This window comes from uncultured Caulobacter sp. (genome assembly GCF_937900395.1).
In the GTDB taxonomy this organism is placed as follows: domain Bacteria; phylum Pseudomonadota; class Alphaproteobacteria; order Caulobacterales; family Caulobacteraceae; genus Caulobacter.
The window spans coordinates 1-22,619 of record NZ_CALCDX010000106.1 but is presented as its reverse complement, the minus strand read 5'-3'; the positions used below and the strand labels follow the sequence as shown (position 1 = coordinate 22,619).

The following is a 22,619-nucleotide window of genomic DNA, read 5'->3' as shown; positions in this document are numbered from 1 at the left end:
GCATGGATCAACAGCCTTCCGCGCCCAACCCTGGTCGTCCCGGGCAATCACGACACGCCCTTCGTGGGGCCAAGAGAGCTCTGGGTCCGGTTCACGCGTCCCTGGCGACGGTTCGAGGATCGGTTCGGACCAGAGGACGGGGCGGACTGGCGGGGACCGGGCGTCACCGTCACGTCTCTCAATACCGCGCGCGCCGCTCAGCTGCGTTGGAACTGGTCCAAGGGCGCGGTTTCGCGAAGCCAGTTACGCCGCGTCGTTGAAGCTTTAAGGGCCGCGCCCTCCAGCGATCTGAAGGTGGTGGTCTGTCATCACCCGCTGATGGAGGTCCTGGGCGGACCGATGACGGCGAGGGTTCGCGGGGGTGTCGACGCCGCCAACCGCTTCGTCGACGCCGGCGTCGACATCGTCCTATCGGGCCACATTCACCTGCCGTTCGTGACCGCGCTCCCGTTCGGCGACGGCAAGGCTCAGCTGGTCGGCTCTGGCACCCTATCCCTGCGCGAGCGCGGCGCGGCGCCGGGCTTCAACGTGATCGAAGCGGACCCTGGTTGCGTCCGGGTGACGGCCCTCGCCTATGAGCGCGGCCGCTTCGAGGTCTGGCGCACCTGGGCGTTCGATCGGCGCTGAAAAGCAAAACGGCGCGACCCGAAGGCCACGCCGTCCAAAAGCTCGATGGACGTCTCCGCTAGGGAGCGCGCCGTCCCCTGAACAGGTGGCTGACCAGCGACACCAGGAACAGGATCAAGAAGACATAGAACAGGATCTTGGCGATCCCCATCGCCGCGCCCGCGATGCTGGTGAAGCCCAGCAGGGCGGCGATCAGGGCGATCACCAGGAAGGTCAGAGCCCAGTTCAGCATTGGCCTCTCCGGATTGGCCCGGCGGATCGCCGGGGCGGTTGTAGGGTGTCCGAGACCTTATGGCCTCGCTTCCTGACAACGCACCCGACGCGCCGGGCGTTCCGGCGGGGATTGGCCTATTCCGGAGCCGGATAGGCCCAGCCTTGCGCGCCGGCCTTGGCGGCGGCGTATTGGCTGTCGGCCAGGGTCCAGTTGGCCAGGTTGTCGAAGAAGGCTTCAAGGAAGGCCTTCCGCAGGTTCTGGTAGTCCAGGTAGTAGGCGTGCTCCCAGACGTCCGCGACCACCAGAGCCGTGAGGCCTTGCGTCACCGGGCTTTCGGCGTCGTGGGTCGAGATGATCTTCAGCGCGCCCGAGGCGTCCGAGACCAGCCACACCCAGCCCGAACCGAAGTGGCCGATGCCTTCGGCGACGAACTTTTCCTTCAGCGCGGCGAGGCCGCCGAAGGTGCTGTCGATGGCCGCGGCGAGCTCAGCGCCCGGGGCGGTCTTGGTCGGGCTCATGCCGTCCCAGAAGAAGGCGTGGTTCCAGGCTTGGGCGGCGTTGTTGAACACCTTGCCCGGACCGGCCGACTTGATCACCGCTTCCAGCGAACCCTTGTCGTCGCCGTTCAGCAGGCCGTTCAGGGCCGTGACATAGGCGGCGTGGTGCTTGTCGTGGTGGAAGTGGAGCGTGTTGGCGGAGATGGTCGGCTCCAGCGCGTCGTAGGCGTAGGGCAGGTCCGGCAGCTTGTACATGTTCACTCCATGGGAAGGCGTTCCCATGAAGGGAGGAGCGGGAACGCGACGAGGCATCTAGAGGCGTCGGCGCGAAAGTGTAAGTCGCCAGACGCATGATCTTGGTCAAATTTTAGAGATAAATTCCCTTTGAAACTTGGGGTTTCCACTTGCCGGACAAGACATCGCCGCCGCTGGACGGCTCCGGCGGCGGCGATGCTGTTCTCGTGTCAGTGCTTCAGCGCTGCGGCGGCTTGGGATCCAAGAAGGCCTTCGCCAGCGACGCTGTAAGCGTCGGGTTCTTCAGCGCGATGATGCCGGCGGCCAGACCGATGCCCAGCGACATCAGCGGACGTTCCCGCACGATGTCGACCACCTTGCCGGTCAGGTCGAAACCGCCCTGCGGAATCTCCTGCTGGCTGGCGCGACGGTTCTCGGCCTTGCGAGCGGCGATCATGCCGGCGAGGGCGACGATCAGGGCGGCCACGGCGGCGACGATCGCCGAGGCCCCGGCCGCGCCAACCCGCGGCAGCAGGATTGCATACAGCGCGAAGGCGGCGGAAACGACGCTGACGGCGGCGGCGGCGGCGATCGCCGCCGCCGCCGCCAGGGTCATGAGGGTTTTCTCGAACATTACCGGTTATTGCTACGGCCGCCAGCGATCAGCAGACCGATCAGGACGCCCACGCCCACGCCGGCGAGGGTGGCGGCGATCGGACGCTCACGAACGCGCTCGGACACATAGCGCTGGGCCTCTTCGATCTGCTGGCCAGCGGTGTCGGTATAGGCGCGGCTCTGGGCGCGAAGCGTCTCGAAGCCTTCAGCGACCGACTTCTCGACCCGCTTGGCGGCCTCGGTCAGGGAGGCGCGCGCGGCGTGCGCGGCTTCGGTAAAGCTACGCTCGGCGTGCTCGACGGCTTCCAGGGTGGCGCCCTTGGCCTTGGTGGCTTCCTTGGCGGCGGGATTCAGAGAATTGGCGGGCATGGTCATCTCCTGTTCGCGACGCGACCGACCGGGACGCGGGAAGCGGCGTCCCGACAACGTCGCATTCGTCGCTGCGGTTCCACGATACTCAAGGACCCCAAGCTTCACCACTCGAATCCGCCTGCTTAAGGGCCCTGATTCAAAGGCGCTCGCGCCGAACGCGAACCAAGTTTAAGGTCGAATCATGGACGACGCCCCAATCGTCAGCGACGACCGCCAGGAAACCGCCCGCCTCAAGGCTTTGCGCGCGCTTGGAATTCTGGATGGCGAGGTCAACGAACCGCGCCTCCTGCGGGTCGCGCGCCTAGCCTCCCGGCTGTTCGACGCCCCCAAGGCGGCCGTCGCGCTTGTTGACCAGGACCGCATCTGGCGCAAGGCGTTCGTCGGCTATGCGGGGCCGGAAGCCCCCCGGGCAAACGACCTCGCCGATAAGGTGGTCTCGACCGGAAGAGCAATCGATCTGGCCGCGCCCATTCGCGACAGCCAGGGTCATGTCCTGGGCGCGCTGGTCGTCGAGGGGCCGGGCGCGCAAGGCCCCGCGGCCGCCGAGGACCTTCAGGCGCTAGAGGATCTGGCCGATCTGGCGGCCGAAGTCCTGACGGCGAAGCCCGAGGGCGACAGAACGCTGGAGGGCGAACGTCTAAACCTCGCCATCACCGCGGCGGCGCTTGGCGAGTTCGAGTGGGACATCAAGCGCGACGTCTTCAAGATCAGCCCTCGCCTGGCGAAGGTCGCGGGGATCGCGCCGGGCGTGATCCCGTCCGAGAACGGCGCGGCGCTGTTTCCCTACATCCATCCCGAAGATCGCGAGATCGCCCGCGAGACGATCAACAAGCAGCTCGCGCAGACCGGCCGTTACAGCCTGGAGTACCGCCGCCTTCCCGACGCGGACGGGCGGGCGGTCTGGTACCACGGGTCCGGCGTCATGCTGTTCGGTCCGGACCACGAACCGACCCATCTGATCGGCGTCGTCCAGGACATCAGCGAGCGGAAGGCCGAGGAGCAGCAGCGCGAGGCGCTCGTCGCCGAGCTGGATCACCGGATCAAGAACCTGCTGGCGGTCGTGCAGTCGGTCGCCGCCCAGTCGGCGCGCAAGTCGGCCTCGCTCGACGTCTTCCTCAAGACCTTCGCCGCGCGCCTAAAGTCGATGAGCTCGGCGCACGACCTGCTGAGCGCCGCCCGATGGCGGGGCGCGACCCTGGCGCGGATCGCCGCCGCCGAGCTCGGCGGCCTCGCCCCCACCCAGACCCGCTGGGACGGCCCGGAGCTGTTCCTGACGCCGCGCGCCGCCGCGGCGCTGTCGCTGGCGCTGCATGAACTGGCGGTCAACGCCGTGCGCTACGGCTCGCTGTCGACCGAGAACGGCAAGGTGGAGGTCGTCTGGCGGCGCACGCCCGAAGGCGGTTTCGCCCTCGAATGGCTGGAGACCGGCGGACCGCCCGCGGCGGCGCCGACGACCAAGGGTTTCGGCGCCACGCTGATCGAGGACGTCGCCGGCCGCGAGCTGGGCGGCTCGGCCAAGATCAGCTACCGCTCAAGCGGCGTCACCGCCATGATCGTCGGCGCGGCCGAGGCTCTGGCCGACGCGCCTCCGGTCGAGCCCGTCAGCGCCCTGCCCGAACGGATCGTCGAGACCGTCGTCGCCGCTGACGAGACCGTGCGCCCAGGCGCGATCGCCGGGCTCAAGGTTCTGATCGTCGAGGATTCGCTGCTGCTGGCCCTGGAGCTCGAAGCGGGCCTGGAGGACGCCGGCGTCGAGGTCGTAGGCTGCGCCGCCGAGCTGGGCGAGGCCCTGTCGATGGTCGAGAAGGACTTCGACGTCGCGGTCCTGGACGCCGACCTGAACGGACAGTCAGTCGCTCCCGTCGCGGAAATCCTGCGTAGCATGGGTCGTCCCTTCGTGTTCGCCACCGGCTATGCCGACAAGGCCGCGCCGATGGGCTTCGACGCCCCGATCGTGCGCAAGCCGTACAACGTCCACCAGATCGCCCGCGCTGTGGCGGGGGTCACCGGTCGAGCCTAGGCCGTGCTGATCCGCGCCGCCGCGCCGCGAGACCTGGACGACTGGACCGCGCTCCGCGTCGAACTCTGGCCTGATGACGATATCGCCGACCACCGCGCGGAGGTCGGCGAAGCGCTCGCCTCGGAGAAGGACATCGTCGCCTTCGTGGCGGAAGCTCCCGACGGTCGGCTCGCCGGCTTCGTGGAAGCGGCTCTGCGCCACGACTATGTCAACGGCTGCGAGACCTCGCCCGTGGCCTTCGTCGAGGGACTGTACGTGCGCCCCGCCTTCCGCAACGCCCAGGTCGGGCGAGCCCTGTGTGATGCGGTGGCCGATTGGGGGCGGCGTCGAGGCTGCAGCGAACTGGCGTCAGACGCCTTGGCGGACAACCTCGAAAGCCACGCCTTCCACCAGGCCGTCGGCTTCGAGGAGACCGAGCGGGTGGTCTATTTCCGCAAGCCGCTCTGAAGCGTCCTAGATCACGCTCCGCGCCCGCAGATCCGCCAGGGCCTCGGCGTCGAGACCTGCCAGCTCGGCCAGGACGGCGTCGGTGTGCTCGCCGAGCATGGGCCCCGGCCAGCGCACGGCCCCGGGGGTTTCGGTCAGCCGTGGGAAGGCGTTCTGCATTTTCACCTGGCCGAACACCGGATGCGGCACGGTGACGATCGACTGGCGAGCCTGGAACTGTGGATCGTCGAGCATATCCGGCGCCCTGTAGATCCGCCCCGTCGCAAGACCCGCCGCCTCCAGCTTCGGCAGAAGGTCTTCGATGTCCTGGTCGGCGGTCCAGGCTGCGATGCGGGCGTCGAGCTCGGCCTGGTGCGCGCCCCTGGCGGCATGGTCGCGGTAGCGCGGGTCCTCGACAAGGTCCGGACGACCCATCAGGTCGCAAAGCCGCTTGAACAGGGTGTCTTGGTTGGCGCCGATCAGCACCAGCTCTCCAGAGCGGGTCGGATAGACGTTCGACGGCGCGATCCCCGGCAAGACCGCGCCGGAGCGCTCGCGGATATAGCCGGTGAGATCGTACTCGGTGATCAGGTTCTCCATCACCGTCAGCACGCTTTCGTAGATCGCCGCGTCGACCACCTGTCCCTTGCCGGTCCGCTGGCGAGCATGCAGGGCCATCATCACGCCGAGCGCGGCGTTGAGGCCAGAGAGGCTGTCGCCGATCGAGATGCCCGCTCGGGCCGGCGGCCGATCGGGCTCGCCGGTGATGTGGCGCAGGCCGCCCATCGCTTCGCCGACCAGCGCATAGCCGGCGCGCTTGGAATAGGGGCCGGTCTGACCAAAGCCGGAGACGCGCGCCATGATGAGGCCGGGATTGGTCTTGGCCAAGGCCTCATAGCCCATGCCCCACTTCTCGAGCGTGCCCGGCCTGAAGTTCTCGACCACCACGTCCGCCTTGGCGATCAAGGCCCGGGCGATGTCGCGACCCTCCTCGGTGCGCAGGTCGATCGTGACGGACTTCTTGTTGCGGCCGATCACCGGCCACCAGGGCGACAGCCCCTTGGGCTTGGAGCGTCCCCACTGGCGCATCGGATCGCCGACCTTGGGATCCTCGAGTTTGATCACCTCGGCGCCGAAGTCGCCTAATACCTGTCCGCAGAAGGGCCCGGCGATCAGCGAGCCCATCTCGATCACGCGTAATCCGGAAAGCGGGCCTTCGGTCATCGACATGTTCCCCAGCTCCACGGGAACCGATCACGGCCCCGTGATGTTCTTTTGGCACGACGGCGAACCGCGGCGCCGAAGTTTGATCCCTCTCTACAAAAAAGAACCCAGGGAAAGACAGAGCCATGACCCGTCACCTGATGATTGTCGGCGCCGCCGTTGCCGCGCTGAGCCTCGCCGCTTGCGGCCAGAAGACCGACGAGACCAAGGGCGCCGCGACGCCGGCCGAGCAAGCCGCGACGCCGGACGCCAACCCCGCCGCCACCGTCCCGACCCCGTCGGACGAAACCAAGGCCGACGTCTTCGTCGCCAAGGCCGGCGCCAGCGACATGTTCGAGATCGAGGCCGCGAAGATCGCCGCCAAGCGCTCGACCAATCCGTCGGTCAAGAAGTTCGCCGCCGACATGCAGAAGGCGCACACCAAGACGACCGATGAGCTGAAGGCCGCGATCGCCGCCTCGGGTGCGTCGCTCACCCCGCCGACCATGCTGCCGCAAGACCTGCAGGACAAGCTGGATGACCTGAACAAGGCCGACGCCAAGGACTTCGATAAGAAGTATGCCGACAGCCAGGTCGACGCCCACCAGGCGGCCCTGAACCTGTTGCAGCGCTATGCTCAGGACGGCGACACCCCCGCCCTGAAGTCGTTCGCTGCGGCCACCGCCCCGAAGGTCCAGGAGCACCTGAACATGGCTGAAGGCCTGAAGAAGGGTTTCGACACCGGCGAGGACGTCGCCAAGGACAACGCCCAGCACTAAGCTTGCGCCGCGTTGCGAGAACGAGCCCGCCGTCATCGAGACGGCGGGCTTTTTCGCGTCAGTTGCCGACCGCGACCGTGTTGTCGTCGCTGTTGCGGTCGATCACCGTATTGTACGGGTCGATCCCCGCGAACTTCGGCTTTCTGGCCACCGTAAAGGTGAAGGTCTGCACGCCCGAGCGGATCGGACGCCGCTCGTAGAGCAGCACGTCCTTGGCGTCGAAGCCCTTGTCACCGGGCTTGGCGGTGAAGACGCCGATGTCCATCGTCTCGTTCAGCGAGGCAGCGGTCTCCTTGCCCTTGCCATCGGCGTACTTCTTCTGGGCGTCCACCGTGATCGTGACGTCGAACTTCCCATCGGGTCGCGCCTTCACGGAGGCGGTCTTGGCCTTCAGATCGTAGAGCGTGATCTTCTCGAACAGGTCGGTGATCAGCGCCTGCTTGTCCGCCGGCGCCTCGGCCCGGAGATAGGCCAGGAAGTCGGTGGTGATCGGGTAGGGCGCGCCCTTGAAGGCGTATTGGGCGATCAGCTTTCGCAGAGCGCGGTTGACAACCTCTTCGCCAAGCTCGTTCTGCAGCCGGTACATGACCAGCGAGCCCTTACGATAATAGACGTAGGGCTGGGTCTCCACCTTGGCCAAGGGCTGCTCGTCGATCACATCGCCGCCGCGGGCCCGCAGATAGCTGTCCAGTTCGAACTTCAGGAACTTGCGGATCTGGTCCTCACCATAGGCGTGCTTCATGACCATAAGGGCCGAATACTGGGCGAAGGTCTCGCTCAGCATGGCGCCGCCCTGCTGGTCCGCGCCGATCACCTGGTGGGCCCACCATTGGTGGCCGATCTCGTGCGCCCCGACATAGGTCACCATGTCGATCTTGGACGGATCGCGGTAGTCGGAGATGAAGAACAGCCCTTCGGACCACGGGATGGTGTTGGCGAAAGACTGGGCGAACTGGGCGTAGTCCGGGAACTCCTGGAAGCGCAGCTGGCGGAACTGGTAGGGGCTGAAGTTGGCCTGGAAGTAGTCCAGAGACCGCTTCATGGCCGTCTTCATCCGCGCGATGTTCCAGGGATGCTGGGCGTCGTAATAGACCGCCAGTTCGACGCCCTTGTAGGTCTCGCGCGAGACCTGGTAGCGCGCTGATTGGATCGACACAAACGGCATGATCGGCGCCTCGGTGACGAAGCGCGCGGTGCGACGACCGTTCTTGACGGTGTCCGAGACCTTGTAGCCCGGCGCGATCGGCGTCTGATCGGCTTCGGTCGTAACGGTGATGTCGGAGCTGATGAAATCGGCGTCCTTGCGCAGGCCGTTGAACTGACGGGATGCAACGTCGCCCAGCTTGGCCATGCGAAGCTCGGGCGGCAGGCCGTACTTGCGGCGCTTGGCGCGATCTTGCAGCAGGCCTTCGCGCGACATGCCCAGCAGCGGCGTGATCTCCATGTTGTTCACGAACGAGCCGTTATCGACGATCCGGCGCTCTTGGTCGCTGTTGGGAAAGCCGCGCTGGGCGCGCAGCGTGATGAAACTCATCTTGCGCCGCTCGCCGGGGCGCATCGGCGTGTCGAAGGCGAAGATCCGGTAGTTGAAGGCCTCGAAGGTTTTCTTGGGCCGGGCGCCCTCGATCGACAGCCCCTTCACCTGCAGGTCGCGATCGAAGCGAACGTGGATCTCCTTCAGCGGCGCGCCGGTCTTGTTCTCAAGGACATACGATCCCTTGGTCTCGACGCTGGGCGCGTGCGGACGCAGATCGACGTCGAGCGTCATCGCCACGATCTTGGGCTGGGGCGTATTCTCGAACGGCAGCAGCGTCTTCTCGTAGTCAGCCTGCCACTTCTCGTTGTCGATCTTGGTCCGGTAGGGGTTCCAGACGTTGGTGTTGAGGTAGATGTAGCCGCCGGCGGCCGCGAAGGCGGCCAGCGACAGAACCATCAGGATCCCCGCTCCGCCGTTCAGGCGCGCGGGCAGGCGGCGCAGGCGCGGCAGAAGCCGGCTCTCGGTCCCCCGCCGCCAAAAGGCGTGCGCCAGCACCAGCAAGACCAGCGCGAAAGCGCTCCAATAGGCCCGCAACCACCAGGCGCCGATCCAGAACTTGCCCTGGCCGTTCATGTCGGAGAACGGCGTCGATGTGACCGAGCCGTAGTTGTAGAGCTTGTGCTCGAAACCCAGGTTCACAAAGGTGATGGTGGTGACCAGATAGATCACCATCAGCCCCCAGCCGATGAACTTGTGGGGGCTGATCGCCTGCAGGAAGACGGCCAGCGCCGCCAACAGGATCCAGTCGACCGACTGCGGCAGCAGATACCAGAGCAGGTACTTTTCGAACTCGAAGTTGAAGTAGCCATGCAGGGCCTGGCTCAGCACCGCCGCCAGCACGCTGATCAACAGCGTCGAGATCAGGACCAGGCTGATCGCCAGGGTCTTCGGAACGACGAACGCCCAATCCGGCACGGGCGTGGCGTCGATGATCTCGTGCGTCTTGCGCTCGCGTTCGCGCCAGACCAGTTCGCCCGAGTAGTAGATGGCGATGATGATCGGGATGAGGCTGAACGAGCCCAGCAGGGGCTCGATGAGGACGCGCGTAACGGGATAGATGACGCCGCCATAGGTCCCCGCCTCGGTGGCGAACCACAGAGAGCCCATGGCGTTGGCGAGGCCCAGGAACAGCAGCACGAAATAGGCCGGGCTCTTGAACACCTGGCCCATGTCCAGTCGCGTGCGAACAACCAATTGCGCCCAGGCGGTCTGCCGATCGAAGCGGGGCGCGGGCAGAGGTCCGGCGAGGGCCGAAGGCGGCGCCTCATCGACCGCGCGCTTGGTCGCCTTGACCTTGCGCTGCCCTGACAGGTCCGCCGATTGGAACCGGAAGAGGCCATAGGCCAGTCCCAGGAACCCGGCCGCCAGGGCGCTCACGAAGATACGGTTGAACAGCAGCGCGCCCGTGAAGGGCGGCACAAGGCTGTTGCGCTCGCTGGCGGTCCAGTACCGCGTCGCCTGGCCGAACGCCGAGGCCCCCAAAGGCTCCCAATAGGCCGCGATCTTGGCGTACTCAGGCCGACGCAGGGCGATGCCGGCGACGATCCAGAGCACGAGGAAGGCGATGACGCCGACATAGGTCCACATCATCGACCGGGTGACCGTGGCCAGGGCGAAGAACAGCGCCGAGGTCAGCAGGATCGTCGGCAAGGCCAGGACGAAGTACGAGAAGAGGTAGGCGTGGAGATCGTTCGGCCCGAGCCGCTCCGGATCGATCCAGGGCATGAACGAGCCCAGCCAGATGGCGAGGGGCACGACCAGGAACGAGATCGCGGCCGCCAGGAAGGCCCCGGCGAAACGGCCGTACAGATAGTCGAACTTGCGGACGCGGGTAGAGCGCAGGATCGGCCCAAAGCCCGTCTCGTCGTCACGGACCACCACATTGGCCACGAAGGCCGTGGTGACGAACATGTAGAAGATCGACAGGATGATATGCGTCTGGGCGATGGCGAACGGGGCGTTCTTATGGATGTTGCCGCCGCCGCCGATGCGGATCTGGTCGATCGTCGCCGCCCCGAAGGTCAGCAGGAAGAAGATGGTCGCCACCACCCAGAAGACGGGCGACTTCAGCTGGTAGCGGAGCTCGAAACCCGCGATCTTGCGAAACATGGGCCGCCCTCCGTCAGGCCGCGCGCCGCGTGGTCGAGAGGGTGGAGAAGTAGACATCCTCCAATCCCCCTTCGACCGGAGCGAAGCCATCGCCCGGATTGTCGTCGGACAGGATGTGGATGACGGTGCGGCCCGCCAGCAGGCGGGTGGAGATCACCTTGTAGCGGGCCTTGGCCGCCTCGAGGTCGCTCTTGTCGATGATCTTCTTCCAGATGCGGCCCTTCAGCTTGGCCACCAGGTCCGCCGGCGCGCCTTCGCTGACGATGCGGCCATCGCAGATGATGGCCATGGCCGGGCAAAGATCGGAAACGTCCTCGACGATGTGGGTGGAAAGGATCACCACCACATTCTCGCCGATCTCGGCCAGCAGGTTGAGGAAGCGGTTGCGTTCTTCGGGGTCGAGGCCCGCCGTGGGCTCGTCGACGATGATCAGGCGCGGATCGCCGATCAGGGCCTGGGCGATGCCGAAGCGCTGGCGCATGCCGCCCGAGAAGCCGGCGATCGCCTTCTTGCGCACAGTCCAGAGGTTCACCTGGTTCAGCAGGTGCTCGACTGTCTCCTTGCGGTCCTTGGCGTTGGCGATCCCCTTCAGCACCGCCATGTGGTCCAGCATGTCGTAGGCAGAGACGCGCGGATAGACACCGAAATCCTGCGGCAGGTAGCCGAGCGTGCGACGCAGCAGCTCTGGGGTCTTCAGGACGTCGATGTCGCCGAAGCGGATGTGGCCGGAGGTCGGCGCCTGCAAGGTGGCGATCGTGCGCATCAAGGTCGATTTGCCCGCGCCGTTGGGCCCGAGAAGGCCGTACATCCCGCGCGGGATCGTCAGATTGACCTCATCCAAGGCTTTGACGCCGTTGCCATAGACGTGGGTCAGGTTCTCGATGATCAGCATGAACGTTCCGTTGCCCCCGAATGCCGCCCAAATATCCCCACACCGTCATGACTCGGCGGCGCGGATAGGGGCAAGTGAAAGAACGTTTAGGCACGGGGTTCAACCCATGGATTCTGGAAAGCCGTCGCTTTCGGCCTGGCGCCCGCGAACGTGCGACGAGGGTTTTTGCGAGGGCGGTTTGGGTCTACAGGAAGCGCCATGACGACTTACGCCTTTCCCCCGCATGCCCTTCCGACGGTCCCGGTGGAGGGGTCGGATGCGGTCTTTCCGGTTCGCCGGATCCTTTGCGTCGGCCGAAACTACGCCGCGCACCGGCGCGAGATGGGCGGCGACGAGCGCGATCCGCCCTTCTTCTTCGCCAAGCCCGCGGACGCGATCGCGCCGCTGCGCCGTGAAATCCCCTATCCGCCCGCCACCAACGACCTGCACCACGAGATCGAGCTCGTCGTGGCGCTGAAGGCCGGCGGCGCGGACCTCACGCCCGAACAGGCCCTGAACTGCGTCTTCGGCTATGCGGTGGGCGTTGATCTCACGCGCCGCGACCTGCAGGGCGCGGCCAAGGCCAAGGGCCAGCCCTGGGAAGCGGGCAAGGCCTTCGACGCCAGCGCCCCTATCAGCGCCGTCCGGGTCATGGGCGAGCCCACGCCGGAAGCGGCCATCACGCTCTCGGTCAATGGAACCGAGCGCCAGCGGGGTCAAATCGGCGACATGATCTGGAATATCGCCGAAGTCATCGCCAAGGCCTCCACGCTGTGGACCCTGGCCGCGGGCGACCTGATCTTCACCGGCACGCCGGAGGGCGTCGCCGCCATTGCTCGAGGCGACAAGGTGGTCGGCGAGATCGACGGCGTCGGCCGCCTGGAATTCACCCTGGTCTGAGGCCGCCATGAAGCTTGTCCTCCACAGCGCCAAGCGGGCCAGCGCGCCCTATCGGGTGCGCATCGGCCTCAATCTCAAAGGCCTGGCCTTCGAACTACGCCCCGTCGATCTGGTGGCGAACGCCCATCAGACCGAGGGCTATCGCAGTCTCAACGCCCAGGCGCTGGTGCCGACGCTGGAGGTCGATGGACGCCCTCTGACCCAGAGCCTGGCGATCCTGGAATGGCTGGACGAGGCTTTTCCCGAGCCCCGCCTGCTGCCGACCGATCCGTTCGACCGCGCCACGGTGCGGGCCATGGCCGAGATCATCGCTTGCGACATTCACCCGCTGAACAACCTGCGGATCCTGCGGGCGCTGACCGCCCTGGAAATCGACGAAGCTCGGCGCAACGCTTGGGTGACGCGGTGGATCTCGGATGGCTTTTCCGCGTTGGAGCCGCTGGTCGCCCGTCACGGCGGCGCTTTCGCCTTCGGCGACACGCCGGGCCTCGTGGATTGCCTTCTGGTGCCGCAAGTGTTCAACGCCGGCCGTTTCAACGTCGATCTCTCGCCGTTCCCAGCGATCCAAGCCGCAGCCGCCCGCGCGGCCCTGCACCCGGCCATCGCGGCCGCACACCCCGACCACCATCCGGAGCGCTAGATGCTTGAGGATCTGAAAGCCAAGAACGCCGCCTGGTCAAAGAGCAAGACCCAGGTCGATCCCGACTTCTTCAAGCGGCTCGAAGGCCAGCAGAGCCCGGAATATCTCTGGATCGGCTGCAGCGACAGCCGCGTGCCCGCCAACGAGATCGTCGGCCTGGATCCGGGCGAGCTGTTCGTCCACCGCAACGTCGCCAATCTGGCCCCACCGCAAGACGCCAACTATCTCAGCGTGCTGCAGTTCGCGGTCGACGTGCTGAAGGTCAAGCACATCATGGTCGTGGGTCACTACGGCTGCGGCGGCGTGGCGGCGGCGATCGACGGACAGCGCCGCGGCCTCGTCGACCACTGGCTGCATCCGATCCGTGAAGTGTGCGCGGAGCACAAGCACGAGCTGGCTCAGATTCCGGAAAAGCGCGCCATGCTCGACCGCCTGACCGAGCTGAACGTCGCCCGCCAGGTGCGCAACGTCGCCGCCGACGTCTTCGTGCAGGACGCCTGGGCGCGCGGCCAACAGCTCGCCGTGCACGGCTGGGTCTATTCGCTGCACGACGGGCTGGTCACCGACCTCGACATCGGCATCGCCAGCCTGGCCGACTATGAGCGCGTCGTGGCGGAGTCGATCGCCGGCTAGGTCCGCCGCCTTCGACGTCAGGCGTCGAAGGCGACCGCGCCCGTGCTGAGATCGTAGCAGGCCGAGACGATCTTCAGGCGCCCCTCCTCCACCCGCTCGGCAAGCGTGCCGTCAGACACCTTCAGGCGGCGCGCGATGTCGCGAACGTTCTGGCGGATCGCGGCGTCCTGCAGGTCGGCCGGATGCTGCTCCTCGGCCTCGATCACCGCCGGCAGGATCGGCAGCACCATTTCGTGCAAGGCGCCATGCAGCTCGGCGTGCTTGGTGGCGACGTCCACCGCCGCGCCCACGGCGCCGCACTTGGTGTGCCCCAGCACGACGATCAGCGGCGCGCCCAGGTGCTCGACGGCATAGACGATCGAGCCGAGGCCTTCGCGGCTGACAGTCGAGCCGGCGACGCGGACGACGAAGAGTTCGCCCAGATTGCAGTCAAAGATCAGTTCCGGCGCGGCGCGGCTATCCGAGCATCCGATGATCACCGCGAACGGCTTCTGGCCCTTGGACAGTTCGGCCACGCGGGCCATGGACGGCAGGGAGATGTTGGCGCCGCCTCTGGCGAAGATGGCGTTGCCCTGCTTCAGACGGCCGAGAGCTTCGTCAGGGCTGATGGCCATGTCGGCGGGAGCCGGCGGCGCGGGCGGCGGCTCCATCGGCTTGACGGTCGAGAGCGCCTTGTCCAACGCGGCCTTGTCGGTCGCCTGATGTTTGAGCGCCCGCGACGTGCGACGGCCCTTCTTGGTCAGGAGGCTGGGCGAGCCGCCTTCCCCCTCGGCGAAGGCCAGGGCGGGCGCCGCCACGCCGATGAGCGCGCCCAGCAGCAATCGTCTCGAAACCATCTCGTCCCCCGACGTCGATCAATGTCGGAGAACAGCTAGACCACAACGGCTCTAAGGAACGTTAACCGCGCCCTACAGCGGCAATTCAACGCGCTTGACCACCGTGCGCATCGCGATGCTCGAGCTCACGCGGACGACCCCTGGAATACGGGTGAGCTCCTGCGCGTGGACCCGTTCAAGATCGTCCACGTCCCGAACCACCAGCCGCAGCAGATAGTCCGATCCGCCGGTCATCAGGTAGCATTCGGCGACTTCGCGCACGCTCGCGATGGCCTTTTCGAACGCGCTCAGCGCCGACTCCGCCTGGGACGACAGCGTCACGGTCACGAAGACGCTGAGCGGCAGGCCGACCGCGCGCTCGTCGATCACGGCGGCGTATCGGCTGATCACCCCAGACTCTTCCAAGGCCCGGACCCGGCGCAGGCAGGCGGACTCGGAAAGATTCACCGCCTCGCCCATTTCCACATAGCTGGCTCTCCCCCGCCTCTGCAGGAGGTTGAGGAGCTTCCGGTCGAAACCATCAAGATTGGCGGAGGGTTTCGTCATGTTCGGCCCGTTCGGCGCAGGAATCCTGCGTCAACGTAACGCCAAAGCACGAAATCACCAAGGAAACTGCACCGTCCGAAGAGCAGAATTCCGAGGAAAGCGCTTTTGGAGGAAGCATCATGCGGGTTGGGGTCCCAACAGAGATCAAACCGGGCGAGCACCGGGTCGGCCTGACGCCGACGGCCGTCCGGGAATATGTCGGCCACGGCCATACCGTGCTGGTCCAGTCGGGCGCCGGCCTCGGCGCCGGCTATGCCGACGAGGCCTATGTCAAGGCGGGCGCGACCATCGCCCCCGACGCCGCGGCGGTGTTCGCGGGCGCGGACATGATCGTGAAGGTCAAGGAACCGCAGAAGGTCGAGTGGGAGAAGCTCGAACCGCGCCACATCCTCTTCACCTACCTGCACCTGGCGCCCGATCCGGCCCAGACGGAAGGCCTGCTGAACAGCGGGTGCGCGGCCATCGCCTATGAGACCGTCACCGACGCGCGCGGCGGCCTGCCGCTGCTGGCGCCGATGTCGGAGGTCGCCGGCCGGATCGCGGTCTTCTCGGCGGCCGAGACCCTGCTCAAGCACAACGGCGGCATGGGCCTGCTGCTCAGCGGCGTGCCCGGCGTGCCGCCGGCGCGCGTGGCCGTCCTGGGCGGCGGCGTGGTCGGCAGCAACGCCGCCCGCATGGCGGCGGGCCTGGGCGCGGAGGTCGTGGTTCTGGAGCGCTCGATCCCGCGTATGCGCGAGCTGGACGACCTCTACCAGGGCCGCATCCTGACCCGCTACTCGACCTTCGCCGCCGTCGAGGACGAGATCCTCAAGGCCGACGTCGTGATCGGCGCCGTGCTGACGGCCGGCGCGGCCGCGCCCAAGCTGGTGCGCCGCGAACACCTGAAGCAGATGAAGGCCGGCTCGGTGCTGGTCGACGTCTCGATCGACCAAGGCGGCTGCTTCGAAACCAGCAAGCCCACGACCCACGCCGAGCCGACCTACGTGGTCGACGGCGTCGTGCACTACTGCGTGGCCAATATGCCGGGCGCCGCGCCGCGCACCTCGTCCGAGGCCCTGGGCAACGCGACCCTGCCGTTCGGTCTGGCGCTGGCCGACAAGGGCCTCGACGCGCTGAAGTCGAACGTTCACCTGGCGCGCGGCCTCAACGTGCTGAAGGGCCAGCTGACTCACCCGGCCGTCGCCGAGGCGCTGGGCAAGACGTCGATCGACCCCTACGGCGCCTGGAACTAGGCCTGGCTTTTCGGTTCCCCGGTCTTGGCCGGGGAGCCGGTCACGCCGCGAAGCGGGCGATGTCCTGGCGGCTGCCGATCATGTCCAGCACGTCGTTCATCCGGAAGCCCGGATCGACGGGATGCAAGGCGTCGTAGACCGAGCGCGCGAAGGCGAGGTCGGCGGCCGTCTTGACCCGCCAGTCGAGGCGCGACCAGTCGCGCGGCGCGGTCAGGTGCGCTTGGCTCCAGCGGCCGGGCTGATTGCGGATCGCGGCGGTGGGCGAGATGCGCGCCATCGGATCGCGCTCTTCTGCGGCGGCGGCTTGCAGCGCGCCGGCCTTGATCACCTCGACCTCGAGACCGGCCGGATAGGTGCGCTGGACGCGGTTGGACGTGTAGTCGGCGCCGCTGGCCAGGGCCAGGCGGATGGCCTCGTCGATGACCCCGGGATCCACGAACGGCGCATCGCCCTTCAGGCGAACCACGTGGCTGACCGAGCTGATGGTCTCGGCGCAGCGGGCGATACGCGCCAGAATGTCCGCGCCCGCCCCGCGATGGACCGTATAGCCGCGCGACACCAGGAAGCCGGCCAGGGCGTCATCGACCGTGTCGGCGCTGGTGGCGACAATGATCTTGGAAAGGCAGCGCGCGCTGCGCAGGCGCTCCAGCTGGCGGATGATCATCGGCTCGCCGCGAAGCGTGGCCATCGACTTGCCCGGCAGTCGAGTGGACCCCATGCGGGCCTGCAGCACGGCGAGGATCATGTCGCGTCTCTCCCTCAGTTGGGATCAAGCTAGGCTGTAAGTCTTAAAATCCGAGTGAACCATAGGGTTAATAGGCGTTGACGGTCTTCGGCCGCGCACGCGGCCTTCGACCAGATCATTGTCCAAGCTGATTCTAGGGACGCGCCAGAGGAAGCGGCGCGCCGACGAGGCATGCCTCAGGCGACCCAACGTCGCGGGTCGAGTGCGACCGGATCGTCGATCGCCATCTCGTCCCAGTCCAAATCCGGCGGCGGGCTCGAGGCCGCGGCCACCACCGCCGACAGTTCGGCGGCAGAGTTCACGCCGACCAGGACGGCGGAACCTTCCGGACGCGACAGCGCGAAACCCAGCGCCGCCTGGAGCGGGTCCGAGCGGCCTTCGGCGATCATGCGGCGGACGCGCGAGAGACGCCCCGAGGCGCCCTTCAGCTGGGCCGGAACGCGATCCGGCGGCAGGAACAGCAGGCCGTTCAGGAAGATCGAGCGCAGGTGCACTTCGACTCCCATGCCGGCGATGCGCTGCAGCGAGCCGTCGGCCAGCAGGCGTTGGTCGAGCAGGCTGGCGGGGGCCTGCAGGATGTCGGGCTTGAAGCGCTTGGCGACGCCGACCGGATCGTCGGAGGCGTGAGCGGCGACGCCGATCTTGGCGAACACGCCTTGATCCTTCAGCCGCTGGAGACGCTCCCAAAGCGCCGGACCATGCGCGCCGAACAGTTCCGACGGCGAATGGACGATGATGGCGTCCGCGCGCTCGACGCCCAGGCGGCGCAGCGTGGCCCGGGCCTCAGCCTCGACATAGTCAGGGCCGCGATCGGCGCGACCGGCGGCCAGGGTGACGCGGAACGGCGTCGGACGCGGCAGGAGCTCGCCCAGGATGGTTTCGGCGCGGCCGAACAGGCCCGAGGCGTCCAAAACGGACAGACGAGCGCGGGCGGCGATGTTCAGAATCTCGCGGGTCTCGACTTCGGGCGAGCGGCCGCGAGGCGCGGAACCGCTGCCGTCGAGGCCGAATTGCGCGGCCGCGAGACCCAATTTTGAGACCGAAATGGACATGCCATCCGTGCGGGAAATCACTAATCGAAGACCGACGCTACGCGCCAAGGTTTGAACATCAGGTTTCTGGAACCTTGCCGAGGGGTTAAAGTTGGTCCCAATGATGAACTATCGTTTCGACGCGGATTGGCCCATGCATGGCATGGCCGAAGACGCCCGTCCGGCCCTGTCCGAGGCGCTTTCGCAAGGCCCGGCGGCCCTCGCGACGATCGTTTCGCTGGGTGGCGGCGGCCCCCGTCCGGTGGGAACGCAAATGGTGTTCGGCGCGCAAATCGTTTCCGGCTTTCTGTCCGGCGGCTGCATCGAGGCTGACGTCGAAGACCATGCTCGAGCATGCCTTGCGGACGGCCGGCCTCGACGCCTGGTCTACGGCGAGGGCAGCCCCTGGCCGGATATTCGCCTGCTGTGTGGCGCACGGATCGAAATACTGGTCGAGCGGATCCTGCCCGACGACGCGGCCGTGCGGTCGCTTCTTGACCTTGGCCGGCGACGCCTCCCCGCCTTCTGGGTCAGCGACGGGGCGCGCCGCCTGTGCGCAGAGGAGCCGCAAGTCCCTTGGCCGGGCGCCTTCGAACGCGCTTACGATCCCCAGCCGCGCTTGATTGTCGTCGGCGCCGATCCGACGGCCCTGGCTGTCGCGAGCGTGGGCGCGCAATCGGGCTTCGAGACAACCCTGATCAGGCCGAAAGGTCCTTCGTCGCCGCCGCCGCTCGCCGGCGTGGCCTATCGTCGCGACAGCGTCGAGACAGCCTTGGCTGACATCGGTCTGGACCCCTGGACGGCGGTCGCGGTCTGCGGCCACGAGCCTGAGCAGGATCATGCCGCCCTGAAGGCGGCCTTGCCCTCGGAAGCGCCCTATGTGGGCCTGCTCGGCGCGCGGCGTCGGCTCCCCGAGCGCCTCGCGCGCCTGAAGTCAGAAGGCCTTTCTGACCGAGACCTCGCCAAGCTGCGCGCGCCGATCGGCCTCGACCTGGGCGGCAAGGCGCCCTTCGAGGTGGCGGTGGCGGTGATCGGCGAGGTGATGGCCGCGCGCCACGGCCAGCCGGTCCTGGCGCGATGGCCCATTGACGCCTAGGCGGGCGTGACTTCGGCCGAGAAGGCTTCGAGGTCCTCGATCAACGACCTGGCGGCTAGGTCGACCAGCGCCCCGCCCTTCTCGGGCGTGGCCTGGGCCGGATCCGAGCCCATGCGGCCGTCGGCGTAACGCGCGCGGAAATCCAGCGCCTCGCGGATCGGTCCCGTCGGCGCGATCCTGGGCTCATAAGCGGCCGTCTTGATCGTCTCGGGATAGGCCCACTGGGTCACGGCGATCTCGGACGGCGTGGCGTGGCTGCCGTGGCCGGTCGGAAACTGGCTGTTGGCCAGGGCGTTGACGCCCGCCAGATCCCACCAGTTCTTCAGCTTCAGCGCGAACGGCGCGCGCTCCTTGCGGAAGCTGTACTCGGCGTAGATCTCGGAGAAGGCCGCCTCGATCGAGGCGACATTGCCGCCGTGGCCGTTCAGGAAATAGATACGCTTGAAGCCATGGGCGCCCAGCGAGCGCACCCAGTCGCCGATCGCGGCGATGAAGGTTGACGGCCGCAGAAAGATGGTGCCCGGAAAGGCCAAGTGATGCTGGGCCATGCCGATATTGAAGGTCGGCGCCACCAGCACCTTGTCGGCGCGCTTGTGGGCCTCGTGCGCGATGATCTCGGGGCACAGCCAGTCGGTGCCCAAGAGGCCCGTCGGACCATGCTGCTCATTCGAGCCGATCGGCACCACCACCGTCTGGTTCGTCTTCAGATGGGCCTCGATCTCGGCCCAGGTGGACAGTGCGAGCAGCATGGGGGAACTCCTGAGAAACCTTGCGTCCGTTTAAGCCCAAAGCGGGGCGGCCACACGTAAAATCCCGTATTGCGTCATCGGCTGACGTGGCGTCATGCTGAAGGTCTGGATGGGGGGACACTCGTCCGCGGAGGAAACGCTATGGCCAACGGCCATGCCGAAAGGGTTCTTTCGGTGCTGCGCGACGGCGCCGCGCCGGCCCTGTCGCCGATCGCCGCCTCGTGGCGACGCTGCCTGACCCAGCATCACCTGGATCCGGAGAATCGAAGGCCGCCCGAGACCCTCACGGGCGCTGAACTGCGCCTGGCGCAGGAGCGCATGGGGCCATTACTCGCCGCGGCCCAGGACAATCTCGACGCCCTGTTCCAGGCGGTCGGCGACGCCGGCTGCTGTGTTCTGCTGACCGACGCCGACGGCGTTCCGGTCGATCGTCGGGGCGTGGAGGGCGACGACGCGGTCTTTCGCCGCTGGGGCCTCTGGCAGGGCGCGGTCTGGAGCGAGGCGCGCGAGGGCACGAATGGCATAGGCACCTGCCTGACCGAACAGCGCGTGCTGACGGTCCATCGGGACCAACACTTTCACACCCGCAATATCGGCCTCTCCTGCACCGTCGCGCCCCTGTTCGATCCGGCTGGACGTGTCGCGGGGGCGCTCGATGTCTCCTCCTGCCGCCCGGGGCTCGAAGCGCTGACCGGCATGGTCGAGCGCATCGTCACCGACGCGGCTCGAAGGATCGAGGCCAAGGCCTTCCGGGAGGCCTTTCCGAACGCCCGGATCGTCCTGCTGTCGGAAACGGGCGCGGAGCGAGCCTCCGCTCCAATGCTGGCGGTCGATGGCGACGATCTGGTGATCGGGGCCACCCGCGCGGCGCGACAGGCGCTGAGACTGACCGACGAGATGTTGCGGCGCGGCCTCGCCTCGCCCGACCGTTCGGCCGGTTTGGATGACGCCGAGCGCGCCGCCGTCCGCCGCGCCCTGACCCAGGCCGGCGGCAATGTCTCGGCGGCCGCCAACCTCCTGGGCCTGTCGCGCGCGACGCTGAACCGCAAACTCAGACGGCTTGGCCTGGAACGCGGTCGCGAATTCCACTGAACCTGTCTCAGATCTGAGACACATCCTCTTCGGCGCGTCTCGCGCCCGCTTCGCTGAACGAGGAACAGGGCCGCACACTTCCCCTCCAGAAGCCCGCCGAGAAGGCGGCATGGAGGAAACCATGACCAAACCCGAATTCATCGAGTCCCTGGCGCGCCCGCCGTTCAAGACTCGCTATGACAATTTCATCGGCGGCCAGTGGGCAGCGCCGGCCGACGGACGCTACTTCGACAACAGCTCGCCGATCCACGGCAAGAAGATCTGCGAGATCGCCCGCTCGCAGGACATCGACATCGAGCGCGCGCTGGACGCGGCCCATGCCGCCAAGGCCGCTTGGGCCAAGACGAGCCCGGCCGATCGTTCTCGCATCCTGCTGCGCATCGCCGATCGGATGGAAGAGAACCTTGAGCTCCTGGCCACGGCGGAGACCTGGGACAATGGCAAGCCCATCCGCGAGACCATGGCCGCCGATATTCCGCTGGCCATCGACCACTTCCGCTATTTCGCCGGCTGCCTTCGCAGCCAGGAAGGTTCGATCTCCGAGATCGACCACGACACCATCGCCTATCACTTCCACGAGCCTCTGGGCGTGGTGGGCCAGATCATTCCCTGGAACTTCCCGCTGCTAATGGCCTGCTGGAAGCTCGCGCCCGCCCTGGCGGCCGGCAACTGTGTGGTGCTGAAGCCGGCTGAACAGACCCCGGCCTCGATCATGGTCTGGGCCGAACTGATTGGGGACCTGCTGCCCGCTGGCGTGCTCAACATCGTCAACGGCTTCGGGATTGAGGCAGGCAAGCCGCTGGCTTCCAGCCCGCGCATCGCCAAGATCGCCTTCACCGGCGAGACGTCAACCGGCCGGTTGATCATGCAGTACGCCAGCCAGAACCTGATCCCGGTGACCCTGGAGCTGGGCGGTAAGTCGCCGAACATCTTCTTCGACGACGTGATGCGCGAGGACGACGACTACTTCGACAAGGCGCTGGAGGGCTTCACCATGTTCGCCCTGAACCAGGGGGAGGTCTGCACCTGCCCAAGCCGCGCGCTGGTTCAGGAGTCGATCTACGAGAAGTTCATGGAGCGGGCTCTCAAGCGCGTGAACGCCGTGGTCCAGGGCAGTCCGCTCGATCCCGCGACCATGATCGGCGCTCAGGCGTCCGAGGAACAGTTGAACAAGATCCTCGGCTACATGGACATCGGCCGGAACGAAGGCGCCAAGCTGCTGGCCGGCGGCCATCGCAAGGTCCTGCCCGGCCAGCTGGCGGATGGCTACTACATCGAGCCGACGGTCTTCGAGGGCCACAACAAGATGCGGATCTTCCAGGAGGAGATCTTCGGTCCGGTCCTCGCCGTAACCACCTTCAAGACCGAGGAGGAGGCGCTGGCGATCGCCAACGACACGGCCTTCGGACTCGGCGCGGGCGTGTGGAGCCGCGACGCCAACCGCTGCTACCGCTTTGGCCGAGGCATTGAGGCGGGCCGGGTCTGGACCAACTGCTACCACGCCTATCCCGCCCACGCGGCGTTCGGCGGCTACAAGCAGTCGGGCGTGGGCCGCGAGACCCACAAGATGATGCTCGATCACTATCAGCAGACCAAGAACCTGCTGGTCAGCTAC

Annotated in this window: 22 protein-coding genes and 1 pseudogene; 11 read left to right on the top strand and 12 right to left on the bottom strand. The window is 67.0% G+C overall.

The annotated features are described in order from the left end of the window. A partial coding sequence (locus tag Q0379_RS09360) for a metallophosphoesterase (RefSeq protein WP_299007499.1) occupies positions 1-627 on the top strand: 627 nt, incomplete at its 5' end. Positions 628-685: 58 nt separating this feature from the next. Here Q0379_RS09360 and Q0379_RS09355 read toward each other — a convergent pair. The 4 genes from Q0379_RS09355 to Q0379_RS09340 form a co-directional block, all read right to left on the bottom strand. Beyond that, the gene (locus tag Q0379_RS09355; RefSeq protein ID WP_013081098.1) at positions 686-859 is read right to left on the bottom strand and encodes a DUF1328 domain-containing protein; all 174 of its coding nucleotides are present in this window, start codon (positions 857-859) and stop codon (positions 686-688) included. Positions 860-975: 116 nt separating this feature from the next. Further along, positions 976-1,593 (bottom strand): superoxide dismutase, encoded by a 618-nt coding sequence (locus Q0379_RS09350; protein WP_299007487.1) that lies wholly within the window; start codon positions 1,591-1,593, stop codon positions 976-978. 217 nt (positions 1,594-1,810) lie between these two features. Continuing rightward, on the bottom strand, positions 1,811-2,206 hold the full coding sequence (locus tag Q0379_RS09345; protein WP_299007484.1) for a hypothetical protein: 396 nt from the start codon (positions 2,204-2,206) through the stop codon (positions 1,811-1,813). After that, positions 2,206-2,556 carry a hypothetical protein gene (locus Q0379_RS09340; RefSeq protein ID WP_299007481.1) on the bottom strand — a complete coding sequence of 117 codons (351 nt, stop codon included), beginning with the start codon at positions 2,554-2,556 and terminating at the stop codon, positions 2,206-2,208. Before Q0379_RS09340 ends, Q0379_RS09345 begins: the two co-directional genes overlap by 1 nt. A 184-nt stretch (positions 2,557-2,740) precedes the next feature. Here Q0379_RS09340 and Q0379_RS09335 point away from each other — a divergent pair, with 184 nt between their 5' ends. Together Q0379_RS09335 and aac(6') are read left to right on the top strand one after the other, a co-directional pair. After that, entirely contained in the window at positions 2,741-4,579 is a 1,839-nt protein-coding gene (locus tag Q0379_RS09335) for an HWE histidine kinase domain-containing protein (protein ID WP_299007478.1), read from the top strand. Between the two features lie 3 nt (positions 4,580-4,582). Next, positions 4,583-5,026, top strand: a complete 444-nt coding sequence (gene aac(6'), locus Q0379_RS09330) for an aminoglycoside 6'-N-acetyltransferase (RefSeq protein WP_299007475.1) — start codon at positions 4,583-4,585, stop codon at positions 5,024-5,026. Between the two features lie 6 nt (positions 5,027-5,032). On the opposite strand, the gene Q0379_RS09325 is transcribed toward aac(6'), so the two are convergent. Then, positions 5,033-6,244 (bottom strand): CaiB/BaiF CoA-transferase family protein, encoded by a 1,212-nt coding sequence (locus Q0379_RS09325; protein ID WP_299007502.1) that lies wholly within the window; start codon positions 6,242-6,244, stop codon positions 5,033-5,035. 110 nt (positions 6,245-6,354) lie between these two features. Between Q0379_RS09325 and Q0379_RS09320 the strand changes: the two genes are divergently transcribed. Continuing rightward, on the top strand, positions 6,355-6,987 hold the full coding sequence (locus Q0379_RS09320; protein WP_299007472.1) for a DUF4142 domain-containing protein: 633 nt from the start codon (positions 6,355-6,357) through the stop codon (positions 6,985-6,987). Positions 6,988-7,045: 58 nt separating this feature from the next. Here Q0379_RS09320 and Q0379_RS09315 read toward each other — a convergent pair whose 3' ends face one another. After that, complete coding sequence (locus Q0379_RS09315; RefSeq protein ID WP_299007470.1) at positions 7,046-10,633, bottom strand: M1 family metallopeptidase; 3,588 nt, start codon at positions 10,631-10,633, stop codon at positions 7,046-7,048. A 13-nt stretch (positions 10,634-10,646) separates the two neighbouring features. Then, positions 10,647-11,525: an ABC transporter ATP-binding protein gene (locus tag Q0379_RS09310; RefSeq protein WP_066687861.1), complete on the bottom strand. Its 879-nt coding sequence runs from the start codon at positions 11,523-11,525 to the stop codon at positions 10,647-10,649. A 198-nt stretch (positions 11,526-11,723) separates the two neighbouring features. On the opposite strand from Q0379_RS09310, the gene Q0379_RS09305 reads away from it, so the two are divergent. The 3 genes from Q0379_RS09305 to Q0379_RS09295 are packed head-to-tail and all read left to right on the top strand — an operon-like array spanning position 11,724 to position 13,677. Beyond that, positions 11,724-12,404 carry a fumarylacetoacetate hydrolase family protein gene (locus Q0379_RS09305; RefSeq protein WP_299007465.1) on the top strand — a complete coding sequence of 227 codons (681 nt, stop codon included), beginning with the start codon at positions 11,724-11,726 and terminating at the stop codon, positions 12,402-12,404. A 7-nt stretch (positions 12,405-12,411) separates the two neighbouring features. Continuing rightward, complete coding sequence (gene maiA, locus Q0379_RS09300; protein ID WP_299007462.1) at positions 12,412-13,044, top strand: maleylacetoacetate isomerase; 633 nt, start codon at positions 12,412-12,414, stop codon at positions 13,042-13,044. Continuing rightward, on the top strand, positions 13,045-13,677 hold the full coding sequence (locus tag Q0379_RS09295) for a carbonic anhydrase (RefSeq protein ID WP_299007459.1): 633 nt from the start codon (positions 13,045-13,047) through the stop codon (positions 13,675-13,677). It abuts the gene before it with no gap. 17 nt (positions 13,678-13,694) lie between these two features. Here the strand turns inward: Q0379_RS09295 and Q0379_RS09290 are convergent, their stop codons facing one another. Beyond that, complete coding sequence (locus Q0379_RS09290; protein ID WP_299007456.1) at positions 13,695-14,513, bottom strand: carbonic anhydrase; 819 nt, start codon at positions 14,511-14,513, stop codon at positions 13,695-13,697. Between the two features lie 72 nt (positions 14,514-14,585). After that, a complete protein-coding gene (locus Q0379_RS09285; protein WP_299007453.1) occupies positions 14,586-15,059 on the bottom strand; it encodes an Lrp/AsnC family transcriptional regulator in 474 nt (157 codons plus the stop codon). 119 nt (positions 15,060-15,178) lie between these two features. Between Q0379_RS09285 and ald the strand changes: the two genes are divergently transcribed. Continuing rightward, the gene (ald, locus tag Q0379_RS09280) at positions 15,179-16,291 is read left to right on the top strand and encodes an alanine dehydrogenase (RefSeq protein ID WP_299007450.1); all 1,113 of its coding nucleotides are present in this window, start codon (positions 15,179-15,181) and stop codon (positions 16,289-16,291) included. Between the two features lie 40 nt (positions 16,292-16,331). On the opposite strand, the gene Q0379_RS09275 is transcribed toward ald, so the two are convergent. Next, positions 16,332-17,036, bottom strand: a complete 705-nt coding sequence (locus Q0379_RS09275) for an NTP transferase domain-containing protein (protein WP_299007447.1) — start codon at positions 17,034-17,036, stop codon at positions 16,332-16,334. A 176-nt stretch (positions 17,037-17,212) separates the two neighbouring features. After that, positions 17,213-18,088: a bifunctional regulator KidO gene (locus Q0379_RS09270; protein ID WP_299007445.1), complete on the bottom strand. Its 876-nt coding sequence runs from the start codon at positions 18,086-18,088 to the stop codon at positions 17,213-17,215. Between the two features lie 51 nt (positions 18,089-18,139). On the opposite strand from Q0379_RS09270, the pseudogene Q0379_RS09265 reads away from it, so the two are divergent. Next, a pseudogene (locus tag Q0379_RS09265) lies at positions 18,140-19,163 on the top strand (XdhC family protein). Here the strand turns inward: Q0379_RS09265 and Q0379_RS09260 are convergent. Beyond that, positions 19,160-19,912 carry a creatininase family protein gene (locus Q0379_RS09260; protein ID WP_299007443.1) on the bottom strand — a complete coding sequence of 251 codons (753 nt, stop codon included), beginning with the start codon at positions 19,910-19,912 and terminating at the stop codon, positions 19,160-19,162. The pseudogene Q0379_RS09265 and the gene Q0379_RS09260 sit on opposite strands and share 4 nt — an antisense overlap. Positions 19,913-20,053: 141 nt before the next feature. Between Q0379_RS09260 and Q0379_RS09255 the strand changes: the two genes are divergently transcribed. Next, positions 20,054-21,004, top strand: a complete 951-nt coding sequence (locus Q0379_RS09255; protein WP_299007440.1) for a GAF domain-containing protein — start codon at positions 20,054-20,056, stop codon at positions 21,002-21,004. 121 nt (positions 21,005-21,125) lie between these two features. After that, a partial coding sequence (adh, locus tag Q0379_RS09250; protein WP_299007437.1) for an aldehyde dehydrogenase occupies positions 21,126-22,619 on the top strand: 1,494 nt, incomplete at its 3' end.

What these genes read in the sequence shown, in the direction of transcription:
- Q0379_RS09355 (WP_013081098.1), bottom strand. Translation starts at nt 859, where the DNA reads ATGCTGAACTGGGCTCTGACCTTCCTGGTGATCGCCCTGATCGCCGCC.
- Q0379_RS09350 (WP_299007487.1), bottom strand. Translation starts at nt 1,593, where the DNA reads ATGTACAAGCTGCCGGACCTGCCCTACGCCTACGACGCGCTGGAGCCG.
- Q0379_RS09345 (WP_299007484.1), bottom strand. Translation starts at nt 2,206, where the DNA reads ATGTTCGAGAAAACCCTCATGACCCTGGCGGCGGCGGCGGCGATCGCC.
- Q0379_RS09340 (WP_299007481.1), bottom strand. Translation starts at nt 2,556, where the DNA reads ATGCCCGCCAATTCTCTGAATCCCGCCGCCAAGGAAGCCACCAAGGCC.
- Q0379_RS09335 (WP_299007478.1), top strand. Translation starts at nt 2,741, where the DNA reads ATGGACGACGCCCCAATCGTCAGCGACGACCGCCAGGAAACCGCCCGC.
- Q0379_RS09320 (WP_299007472.1), top strand. Translation starts at nt 6,355, where the DNA reads ATGACCCGTCACCTGATGATTGTCGGCGCCGCCGTTGCCGCGCTGAGC.
- Q0379_RS09315 (WP_299007470.1), bottom strand. Translation starts at nt 10,633, where the DNA reads ATGTTTCGCAAGATCGCGGGTTTCGAGCTCCGCTACCAGCTGAAGTCG.
- Q0379_RS09310 (WP_066687861.1), bottom strand. Translation starts at nt 11,525, where the DNA reads ATGCTGATCATCGAGAACCTGACCCACGTCTATGGCAACGGCGTCAAA.
- Q0379_RS09305 (WP_299007465.1), top strand. Translation starts at nt 11,724, where the DNA reads ATGACGACTTACGCCTTTCCCCCGCATGCCCTTCCGACGGTCCCGGTG.
- maiA (WP_299007462.1), top strand. Translation starts at nt 12,412, where the DNA reads ATGAAGCTTGTCCTCCACAGCGCCAAGCGGGCCAGCGCGCCCTATCGG.
- Q0379_RS09295 (WP_299007459.1), top strand. Translation starts at nt 13,045, where the DNA reads ATGCTTGAGGATCTGAAAGCCAAGAACGCCGCCTGGTCAAAGAGCAAG.
- Q0379_RS09290 (WP_299007456.1), bottom strand. Translation starts at nt 14,513, where the DNA reads ATGGTTTCGAGACGATTGCTGCTGGGCGCGCTCATCGGCGTGGCGGCG.
- Q0379_RS09285 (WP_299007453.1), bottom strand. Translation starts at nt 15,059, where the DNA reads ATGACGAAACCCTCCGCCAATCTTGATGGTTTCGACCGGAAGCTCCTC.
- ald (WP_299007450.1), top strand. Translation starts at nt 15,179, where the DNA reads ATGCGGGTTGGGGTCCCAACAGAGATCAAACCGGGCGAGCACCGGGTC.
- Q0379_RS09275 (WP_299007447.1), bottom strand. Translation starts at nt 17,036, where the DNA reads ATGATCCTCGCCGTGCTGCAGGCCCGCATGGGGTCCACTCGACTGCCG.
- Q0379_RS09270 (WP_299007445.1), bottom strand. Translation starts at nt 18,088, where the DNA reads ATGTCCATTTCGGTCTCAAAATTGGGTCTCGCGGCCGCGCAATTCGGC.
- Q0379_RS09260 (WP_299007443.1), bottom strand. Translation starts at nt 19,912, where the DNA reads ATGCTGCTCGCACTGTCCACCTGGGCCGAGATCGAGGCCCATCTGAAG.
- Q0379_RS09255 (WP_299007440.1), top strand. Translation starts at nt 20,054, where the DNA reads ATGGCCAACGGCCATGCCGAAAGGGTTCTTTCGGTGCTGCGCGACGGC.